This window comes from Streptomyces sp. NPDC053432 (genome assembly GCF_055585365.1).
Genome location: NZ_JBVJKF010000048.1, coordinates 1 through 9596, shown reverse-complemented (window position 1 = coordinate 9596; position 9596 = coordinate 1). Strand labels below are relative to the sequence as shown.

Sequence of the window (9596 nt, the reverse complement as noted above, 5' to 3'; positions counted from 1 at the left end):
AACGTGCCACCCCGCCGACTGCCGGAATACCAGACCAGCCAGACCCGGTCCCCCTCGGTGGCAGCGGTACATCCCTCCAGAGGCCTGTCAGGAAGGCGACCTCCCGGAACCCACGTCGCCTGGCCATCATCGGCAGTGACGCCCACTTCGACGGGATCCTCGTGTGCAGCGCCCACCACAGCCCCCGAAACGGCATCCAGCTCGCCCATGGCATCACCCGCGAACAAAACGACCGGCTCGCCCAGGCACTCGGCACCTGGCCGCAGTGACCACCAAGGCCAGCGACCTATAGACCGGCCACTACACCTGCGCAAAAACCTAGAACACCTGCACACATGGAAAACCTGGCCAACCTGAGAAATCACGAGGCCACCGCCCCAGACCGAACCCACCAGGCGCCCCATCGACCAGGCCCGACACCACGGCCAACACCCCCCAAGCCCGCACACCGCAACCAACCTGAACACACCCAGGTCAAAGGACCGGCCCAGGCACTACATCAATGGCCGGCCATAACCACCGCATAGACACACCCCGGCACACCCCGGCACACCCCGGCCCCCGGCAGCCACGGGCCATGAAGCGGAACCGGACGCGCGCCCGGCTGGAAGCCGCGCAGCTCGAAGCCCTCGCCGCCCTCGGGGTGGAGTGGGCTGGCGGGGACCTCGGGAACCGAAGCGCCGGGCAGGGTGGTCAGGGCGCGCAAGTGGCGCCGACCATGCGGCCCGCGAGTTCTGCGGCCCCCCTTTTTTGCGCGCGCCGGCGGCATGCTGGTAGGCACGGTTGATCGTGGAGTTGACGGCGACGGCGACGGCGACGGCGACGGTCCACTCCACCCGGCCCACAGCGTCGTCGCGGACCTGCCCGGGCTCCAACAGCCGTGCCCACGTGCCATCCGCCTCCCAGCGGGAGAACCACTCGTAGACGGTCTGCCATGGCCCGTACCGCTCCGGCGGGTCACACCACGGAGCTGAGGTCCGCAACCGCCACAGCACACCATTGACCACCTGTCGGTGATCACGCCACGGCCGGCCACGCCCGTCCACCTGCGGCAACAAGGCCTCTATCCGCTCCCATGCCACGTCCGCCCACGCCTCGACCTGCCAAAAGATCGATTATCAGACAAGCTCCAGCGGCATTAATAGCGCTTACGAATCCGTGACCGGCATCGATCGCTAACGCGAAACCAAGAATCGCGAATTTGCTCCGTGCGCAAGGTCCCGCCGGGGCCAACAGGGGGTAACTCACCGGTAGGCAGCCGACTCCCGGGCGCGGCGTGGCACATCCCCCAGGATGTCCCGTCTCGTAGAACGAGGAGAAGAGTGCCGCCCATGCGCACACCGCCCCCTGCCCGACCCCGGAAGAAGTGGCGGGGGCGACTCGCCCTGGCTGCCGCATTGGCCGCTGTCGCGGTCCTCGCCGGGATGCTGCCCGCCGCTGCCAGCAACGGCACGCTCTGGACCACCCTGCCGAGCATGCCCACTCCCCGGAGCGGCCACGCCTCGGCCGTTGCCCCCTGTCCGCCCGGCCAGACCGGCACCTGCGTCTACAGCGTGGGCGGAGCGAACGCCAGTGAGCTGGCCACGATGGAGTCGTACAACCGGCTCACCAACGCCTGGTCCACGCTCCCTCCCATGCCCACGCGGCGCGCACTCGCGGCGGCGGTGGCCGCTCCCTGCCCGGCCGGCCAGACCGGGACCTGCGTCTACGTCATCGGCGGCGAATTCACGCTCACCGGGTCGGGGGCCACCGTCGCGCAGTCGGTGGTGGAGTCCTACAACCCGGTAACCAACGCCTGGAGCACGGTCACCCCTCTGCGGACGGCACGCTTCGCCCTTGCAGCCGCGGCGGCCCCCTGCCCGCCCGGCCAGACCGGCACCTGCGTCTACGCGGTCGGCGGCGAGAACGGCGGCATGTATCAAAACGCGGCGGAGGTGTACAACCCTGTGAACAACTCCTGGAGCACGTTGATGGCGATGCCCACACGGAGGGAGTACCTGGGCGCCGCGGCCGCGGCCTGTCCGCCGGGTCAGTCGGGCATCTGCGTGTACGCCGTCGGTGGCTTCGGCGCAGGCTTCCTCAGTCTGGTGGAGTCGTACAACCCGGCCACCAACGCCTGGAGCCCGGTTGCGTCGATGCCCACGGCCCGTGGCTCCGCGGCCACAGCGGCCGGCACCTGCCCGCCCGGGCAGAGCGGTACCTGCATTTACGCGGTGGGCGGCCTGGGCGTCGTGAACGGCCCCCCGCTGGCCAGCGTCCAGTCGTACAACCCCGCCTCGAACCTCTGGACGGACCTGCCTTCGCTGCCGACCCCTCGCGCCGGCCTCGCCGCGGCCACCATGCCGTGCCCGGTGGGCGTGGGCGGTAACTGCGTCTACGCATCGGGTGGTTCGACCGGCAGCGGCTCATCGCTTGGCACCCTGGAAGCCCTCGACCCTCCGGACCCGTCGAAGCTCTGACCCCGACGCCTGGGCCGCAGGGCCAGCCCAGCGCGGGTTCGGAGACCTCGTACGCGGCTTGGGACGAATAGCCAGCACGCACCGCAGCTCCCATACGGGAGGTGCGGTGCCTCCTCCCCACCCCGCCACCGTGAGACGTGAGCTACACGTCACCGATGCCTCCGACGCCGATCTGCTGGCCGCAGAGCAGCTGCCGAAGTCGTCGATCGACGCGGAGTTCTACGAGCGCTGGAGAGCGGCCGCCACGTCCCGCCGGACCGGATATGGTCTGCCTGGCTGTGCGGCGTCGTCACCGAGCGCCGCGAACTTCTGCGGCAGTTCGCCAACAGCATCGACGCCGACAACCAACGCGTACACCGGGCGTTCCTCGCGTCCGTACGCGTCCTGGGTGAGGGCGTGGACATCACCGGCGAACGCGGTGGGGAGGCGATCTGCTTCGCCGACACCCGCGGCTCCCAGGTGGATCGTCCAGAACATCGGCCGCGCACGACGGCGCTGGTGACAACAAGCTCGCGCATCGGGTGACAAGTACCGCTGAGATCCCGGCACGGGCCGCCGGCCGGCCACCGTCGCCGGAGACGCCTATCGCTGCGAGGCACACCGGGCTGGGCAAGCCTCCGGCAACCATCCGATGGAAGGTCGGCCGTGCGGCGCTCTTGGCCGGTCGGTCTCTTGCGCCTGGGCGTCGGGCTGCCCGACCGTTTGGGGATCTGTTGTGCAGGTCGGGGGGAGTACGAGTTTGGGGAACAACGGGGTGCGGCTCAGCAGTGGTGTGGCGTGGCAGACGAATTTCCGTCGCCGGACCACAGGCCGGGCTCCCAGGACCGCGATGGAGATCGCCACGGTCCGCCGCACGCTGAACCACACGCTGACCGAGTTGAAGCGGGCCATCGACCGGTACGCGGTCGCAGTCGCCGCCGACCTCAGCCCGGAGGCCGCCGAGCTCATGGAGGTCGTCCCGGCCGCCGTCGCCGCACTCCGCGAACGCGTCGAGCACGCCCCGGCCGCAGCCGGGCCGGCGCGCCGAGCCGACACCGGAGCGGACCCGGCCGTGCTGAGTGCCGGCCTGCGGCGGGCGCTCACCGCACAGCCTCACCGACCACCGGGGCCACCAGCTCGGCCCCGCCCTGCTGACCGTCACCCTGGACGCGGCCCACGTCCAGGCCCTCGCCGTATTCCTCGCCGCCCACCACGAACTCCCCCTCCAGCCACCCGCCTTCGAGGACGAACCCCGATGGGGCGCAGGGCCGGCCGAGACAGCTGCGGCCTCGCTCGCGGTGGCCCCGGCCGCCTACGGGCCGGGGGACGTACGCCTGCGTCCTGGCCGCCGGGGAGGTCACCTCGGCCTCCCCTCTACGGTGAACCGGCAGGTGACCGAAGCGCTGAGCCCCGCCCAGCTCTCACGCGCGGCTCACGCCAGGGCCGGGGAGCACTTCGGCGTGGTCCCCCGGCTCTCGCGCGTGCCGCAGGGGATCAGAAGCGGTGGACGGGGGCGATGCCGTCCGTCCAGTGCCAGTTCACCGGCGCGTGCTGCCGCTTGAGCGTGTTGCGCCCGGGGCCGTAGTACTTCAGGGCGGCCCGTACGGCGTCCTCCAGTTCGCGGAAGTCCTCCGGCACCGGCACCCGGAGCAACAGGTGCTGCTTCTGGTGCACGAGGAGCAGCTCGCCGGCGGGGGAGCAGCCCATCAGGAGGAAGTGGGTGAGCGCCTTGAACGGGGCGTCTGCGGTGCGGATCCGGGAGCGCAGCTGCCCCTCGGCGTCCCAGGCGTACAGGCCGTAGCGGTTGAGGTGGAAGGCCCGGGCTCGGTACGGATCGCCGACGACTGTCCAGTAGGCCCCGGTGAACGGACTGTCCTCGTACCGGTGCATTCCCTGCAGCTTCCCGCGTTCCGTGCCCTGCCCGTCGAGCAGAAGGAACGAGAACACCTGTCCGCGGCTGCCCGACCGGTAGGTCTTTCCGAAGACGGGGACGACGAACAGGTCGTCGCCCATCGCCGCGGGGCGGCCCATCCGGCAGCCCGTGTAGTCGTAGCGGGTTCGGGCGTCCGTGGACACCATCTCGGTGAGTGAAGGGGACGGCCGGTTCGTGCCGGCGACGGGCGCGCCGTCGTACTGGACGTGGGGGTACCGGTCGGCCTCCGTCTGCCGGTCGGATCGCGCGTCGTGGGTCGCGATGGCCCGCAGGGTGGCCTTCGATCCGGGGCCGAGCGTGCTGCCCGGCTCGGAGAGCGCGACAAGGTTGGGTACCTTCCCGGCCCAATTGCTCACCCCATACTCGGCCACCGCGCACAGCAGCCGGCCGGACGGCGTGACGTCGATCGACATGGCGTACGGATCACCCGTCCGCTGCTTCTCCTCCTGCCAACCCCAGGGCGACTGCCAGGACTCCACGAGCCGGCTCAGATCGGCGGAGAACAGGTGGGTGTTCCCCGGCTTGGAACTGACCGCCACCGTCCCGTCCGGGAGGACGGCCAGGTTGAATTCCGATCCCTGGGCAAGTCCGGTCGGGACGTTGCCCCGCGTGCCCCCGCCGTACAGGGCCGTGGCGGTTGCTGTCCCGTCCGGGTCGTACCGGGTGATCACGTGGTACGCGAAGTCCATCTGGAACGGGTCGCAGGACGCGTCGCCCCGCGCCCGGTAGCGAACCGCCCCGGACAGCGCGTACGTCACTCCGGCCGCGGTGGCGGCGACGTCGTACGTCGTGAACGCCCACCCCTCGGAGTGTTTGGCGGTCAGGTCGACGAGGTGCTCAGCCACGACGGCGGCGGGCAGGGTCAAAGGAAGAAGCGAAGTCATGATCCCTATCCTCCTCAGGGCCACTGACAGCAGTGCGGAGGGTGCGACGCTGCCGTCCGGCTGCTCACAGGAGATGAGTGCGTTCGCCCTGCCACGGGGACCGGGTGGGAAGGGACCCTCGGGACATGCGCCAGGCATCCCTGAAGGCCCTATTCCGTGGTCAGTATCGGGGTGGGGGCGGGTTGATCGTCTGAACAGGCTGGTGGGGTGTGCGAGCAGTGGTGCTGCTGGCATACCCCGGATGGTGGACCCTGCTAACGCTGTGTAGGCCAGGCGATGTCGGTCTCAACGGGCTGGCCGTAGGCCACGCTGTCGAGGCCCCAGCCGTACAGTTCCTGGACCTGGCTCATGAACCAGTCCGCGCCGGTCCGGGTGGTTTCGAGGCCGTGCTCGGGGTCGGCCCACAGTTCCCGGACACGGCCTTGTACCTGGTCGTCGAGTTCCCATCCGTCCAGCCGGATCCGGCCTGCCTCGTCGAGGAGGAGCGGGGTGCGTCCTTCCAGCTGGTCCCACAGGTCCGCTGCCTGCTCGGCGGTGGTCTTGAAGCCGTGCTCGCCCAGGACGGTGTGGAGGAAGGCGGTGTAGAGGGCGATGGAGGGATCGCGCTGGAGGCCTGGGTGACGGCGGCGCCGGCCACGACCGTGAACGCGCGGCCGTCCAGTTCCTTGAGCGCGGGCGAGGTGCCGAGGTCGTGGGCGGTCTGTTCCAGGTGTTCCTTGGCCGCGCCGATGGTTCCCTGCCGGTAGACAGGCGCCGTCACCTCGGAGCCGACGTAGGTGAGGGCGGCGGTGGTGAACTTGTCCGCGAGGAGCTTGCGGGCGGCCAGGGCCTCTACCCACAGGGACCAGTCGTCGCCGCCCATGACCGCGACCGTCGCCCGGGTCTCGTCTTCGGTTCCGGGCTCGATCCGGGCGCGGGTGACCTTGGGGTCGGGGCCGGAGAAGTCGAGGGCGGGTGCCTCGTAGGCGGCGCCGAGGGGCTTGATCACCGAGTGGTGGACGGTGCCGGTGGCCGGGTCGGTGCGGCGGGGGGCGGCGAGGCTGTAGATGAGGTAGTCGACCGGTCCGTAGTGCTGTTCCAGCAGGTCCAGGACGTGCGTTTTGGCGTCGGTGGAGAAGGCGTCGGTGTTCACGAAGCGGATGTCGTGGCCGACCGCGGCGGCGAGCCGGGCGGCGGCCGCGGTGCGGTACCAGCCCGCTGTCGCGGTACGGCGCCCGTTCTCGGGGGCTTCGTAGGCGACGCCGATGCCGCGGATACCGTGCCGGCGCAGTCCGGTCAGGAGGGTGGCGAGACCGTAGCCGGCGGAGTGGCCCAGGATGAGCGCGACCGGCTTGCGGCCGTCGGTACGGGCCGGGATCTCGTCCCACATGCGGCGTACGGTCTGTGCGGCCCCTTCGGGGTGGGAGTTGACGATGAGGAAGCCGCGCTGCTTGGGCTCGATGTGGCGAGGGCTCACGATGCGTCCGTTCCGCTGGGGGCGAGGCGGGCGAGGAGGGCGCGCAGGTCCGCGATCGTGTGGAGGCGGCCGGTCTCCTCGTCCGGGATGACGACGGACAGCCGTTCTTCGAGGTCGGTGACCAGCTCGGCCAGGGCCACGCTGTCGATGCCGAAGTCCTGCTCCAGACGCCCGTCACCGGGGATCGTATCGACCGTTCCGTCGACGGCTCGTGACAAGGCGTCACGCAGAATGTTGTCGGTCGTTGTGCTCTCCGGCATTGACACCGTCTCGTTCCTCACTGGCCGGCTCCCGTGGGCGTCGCCGTGCGCAGCCTGGCCGTCAGCTGCTGTTCGGGGATGACGGGGAGCGGGGTCGGGGCCGGGAGCCCGTTCACCTCGCGGAACTTGTCGCTGAGCAGGCCGCCGGAGGCGTCTCCTGCCCGCCCCCAGCAGCCACTCCTTCAGTTACCTCGCAGCGGGTGCCTACCGGTTTGACGACGAACAGGCCGACCAGCACGCACCTCACGTTCCTGATCAGGGTCCCTTTGCCATGGCTGGCCCTGCTCCGTTCTTGGGGTGCGACTTCGGGGTCATGAGAATTTCCCCTGTCCTGCTATCCCCCGGTTGTTGCCTCACCGCCCCTCCCCTTGGGTCAACCGCCCTCCTCGGCTGCGCCATCGCGCGTCTGGTCGAGGGCGGACACCCGCTGGCGGCCCGTCCGACGGCAGCCCACCGGCCAAAGCGCCATGCCTGCGTCTGTCCATCGCCGGGGTCACCTGCCGATCACGGGCTCCCCGAGTACTTCCGAACCGACCTCTCGCGCCAGCCACTGCGCTCGGGAAAGGTCCCCGAACTTCGACAGGTGCACGAACACCGTGTGCTCATCGGCGGGAAGCTCCCCGTCAAGGTCGAGGCTGTTGAACACCACCTGGAGTGCCTCGTACTTCGCGTACGCCTCGAGATCGAGTTCCGGTACGTCGGGCCAGTTGCCGTCCCAATAGATCGAAGCGGGGCCATTGCCCAGGGCGTGGACGAAGAGATCCTCCAGCTCGTCCCCTGCCGCCGCCTCAACGTCCACGCGGAACGGCAGCAACGTGTCGAGCCCGTCCGGATCCCTGGGCAACGTGTCCGCCCGGTACTCATGAGTCCACTCGTGTGAGTCGAATGGCACGCCTTGTGCCGTGTACACAGCCTCCGGCAGCACCCGCACCATCCTCCACACGTCCTGCCCCGTCTGCAGCTCAGCGGTCAGTTCGACGACGCGATCCCGCCTCTCCATCAGCAAGCCCAGATGCCGAGCCAGCGCGAGCGCGTCCGCTGCGCTGGCACTCCTGAAGAGGGGATACGCTCTTGAGTTGCCCATGATCGCCACGATGTCACACCCGACGGCACCGGCCCCGGGTACGTGGTGCAGAAGCGCACGAGGGCACGGGCCTCCACGTAGCGGAGCCGGCCCGCAGGCCACGTCGCCGTACGCAGCACCAGGACCAGGACCACCGCGGCGTTCCCTCGTGATCCCGTCCCGGACGGGCAACGCCACCACACTCCGGCCTCGCCCCGTCCCAACGCGCTGCATCCAGCGGCCCGAGGTCCCGGCCCGGGCCGCCGGTCGCCTCTACGTCGCCACAGCCGACTCCGACCTCCTACCGGGCCCGGCCGGCAGCCGAGGTGACGGTGGAACGGGACTGCTGCCTGGTCCGGGCCGAGAGGTACGTACGCCAGCCATGCCTCTGCGGCCTCAGCGCAGGACGTTCGCCCAGTGGCCTAGAAGCGCGGGCAGCTCGTGGGCTTCCACCCATGCCCGGAACAGCTGGGGCCCCCGGCTCTCGGGAGTTCCGGTGTACACCGCCACGATGGCGCGATCGTGCATGAGTGCATCCTCTCGACAGCCCTCGCTCTCCTTCCACACCGACACGAACCCTTGGCCATACGTCAGCGGGCCTATCTCGTACAGGTCTTTGGCTTCGGAGTCCCCGTTAACATTCATAACCGGACTCTATGTCGGTCCTGCGCCCTTGAGGGCGAGAACGCGGGAACAACGGTCGGTTGCCCGGCAAGCCGCCGGCCACAGCGGTTGGGCTCGACGGCGCCGAGTCGCGAAGCAGAGCTCGGGGACAAACGTCCGTCACCGGTTCAGGTCCGCGGCCCAGCTCCGGCGCCGGAGACGCGCGCCGCAACGGCGCGGGCCGCCGCGCCGTCCGCAGCCTTGCCGGACGGGGAGGCGAACCGCTTGGCGATCTGGGCCGTCACTCAGGTGTGGGTGCGGCAAAAGGGGGCACACGCGGGGCGCGCCGTACCGCCGCTCCCGGAGGCCCTCATGCCCTGCGTGTCCCGTCTGATCGCTGTCCGACTCCTGACTGGGGAGCGCCGCGTGCCCCTCCTGGCCCGCTTGTCGTATTCCGATGACGATCCGTACGCGGTACGGGCTGACTTCTTCGACGGTCTGAAGGTCCTGGCTTCCTGGCGGTTCGACCGGCAGATGCTGGCTGAGGGGATGCACCGGCCGGTGGGTGAGGGTGACGTCACGTTCCGCCCCGAGAGGGGGGCCGGCAGGGACGAGGTGCGTATCGTATTGAGAAAGCATGCGGATGGCCGGGAGGAACGTGCGGTGCTCCTGCTGGATTCCCTCGCGCTGCAATCGTTCCTGGGACGGACATTTGCGCTGGTGGGCAACGGGGAGGAGTTCCTCGATCTCGACAGGCTTCTCGAGGAGTTCCTGACCCGCTGAGAGCCCGCCCCGTGTCGGCCGAACGGTGGTCTGCCGGCGCGGGCGGAACGGCTACACGGCCGGGGTGGCCCGGCGATCGTGTGCTGCCCGCCATCGGCCGCTGTCAGGCTTCGATACGGAGCCACGTGTCGCCGGCGCGCAGCCACAGAAAACCGTCGCGGCCCTGACCGCAGCGC

At 70.0% G+C, this 9596-nt stretch carries 8 protein-coding genes and 4 pseudogenes; 4 read left to right on the top strand and 8 right to left on the bottom strand.

Annotated elements, in window-relative coordinates; translation table 11 throughout:
* Window positions 1–269 (top strand): annotated as a pseudogene (locus ACZ6Y1_RS37345) (hypothetical protein); the annotation flags it as partial.
* Between the two features lie 474 nt (window positions 270–743).
* Here ACZ6Y1_RS37345 and ACZ6Y1_RS37340 read toward each other — a convergent pair.
* Window positions 744–1112 (bottom strand): annotated as a pseudogene (locus ACZ6Y1_RS37340) (transposase); the annotation flags it as partial.
* 285 nt (window positions 1113–1397) lie between these two features.
* On the opposite strand from ACZ6Y1_RS37340, the gene ACZ6Y1_RS37335 reads away from it, so the two are divergent.
* Both ACZ6Y1_RS37335 and ACZ6Y1_RS37330 read left to right on the top strand, forming a co-directional pair.
* Window positions 1398–2459, top strand: a complete 1062-nt coding sequence (locus tag ACZ6Y1_RS37335; protein WP_469640607.1) for a Kelch repeat-containing protein — start codon at window positions 1398–1400, stop codon at window positions 2457–2459.
* 139 nt (window positions 2460–2598) lie between these two features.
* A pseudogene (locus tag ACZ6Y1_RS37330) lies at window positions 2599–2952 on the top strand (DEAD/DEAH box helicase); the annotation flags it as partial.
* Between the two features lie 586 nt (window positions 2953–3538).
* On the opposite strand, the gene ACZ6Y1_RS37325 reads toward ACZ6Y1_RS37330, so the two are convergent.
* From ACZ6Y1_RS37325 to ACZ6Y1_RS37295, 7 genes and pseudogenes are all read right to left on the bottom strand, one after another.
* The gene (locus tag ACZ6Y1_RS37325) at window positions 3539–3799 is read right to left on the bottom strand and encodes a hypothetical protein (RefSeq protein WP_469640604.1); all 261 of its coding nucleotides are present in this window, start codon (window positions 3797–3799) and stop codon (window positions 3539–3541) included.
* 133 nt (window positions 3800–3932) lie between these two features.
* Window positions 3933–5255 carry a hypothetical protein gene (locus ACZ6Y1_RS37320; protein WP_469640602.1) on the bottom strand — a complete coding sequence of 441 codons (1323 nt, stop codon included), beginning with the start codon at window positions 5253–5255 and terminating at the stop codon, window positions 3933–3935.
* A gap of 254 nt (window positions 5256–5509) precedes the next feature.
* Complete coding sequence (locus ACZ6Y1_RS37315; RefSeq protein WP_469640609.1) at window positions 5510–5710, bottom strand: hypothetical protein; 201 nt, start codon at window positions 5708–5710, stop codon at window positions 5510–5512.
* Window positions 5711–5904: 194 nt separating this feature from the next.
* Window positions 5905–6711: pseudogene (locus ACZ6Y1_RS37310) on the bottom strand (enoyl-[acyl-carrier-protein] reductase FabV); the annotation flags it as partial.
* Window positions 6708–6971, bottom strand: a complete 264-nt coding sequence (locus tag ACZ6Y1_RS37305; RefSeq protein WP_469640600.1) for an acyl carrier protein — start codon at window positions 6969–6971, stop codon at window positions 6708–6710. The gene ACZ6Y1_RS37305 and the pseudogene ACZ6Y1_RS37310, both read right to left, overlap by 4 nt.
* Window positions 6972–7464: 493 nt before the next feature.
* On the bottom strand, window positions 7465–8064 hold the full coding sequence (locus ACZ6Y1_RS37300) for a hypothetical protein (RefSeq protein WP_469640598.1): 600 nt from the start codon (window positions 8062–8064) through the stop codon (window positions 7465–7467).
* A gap of 366 nt (window positions 8065–8430) precedes the next feature.
* Window positions 8431–8562: a hypothetical protein gene (locus ACZ6Y1_RS37295; protein WP_469640595.1), complete on the bottom strand. Its 132-nt coding sequence runs from the start codon at window positions 8560–8562 to the stop codon at window positions 8431–8433.
* A gap of 456 nt (window positions 8563–9018) precedes the next feature.
* On the opposite strand from ACZ6Y1_RS37295, the gene ACZ6Y1_RS37290 reads away from it, so the two are divergent.
* Window positions 9019–9420 carry an SsgA family sporulation/cell division regulator gene (locus ACZ6Y1_RS37290; protein ID WP_469640593.1) on the top strand — a complete coding sequence of 134 codons (402 nt, stop codon included), beginning with the start codon at window positions 9019–9021 and terminating at the stop codon, window positions 9418–9420.
* Window positions 9421–9596 lie beyond the last annotated feature (176 nt).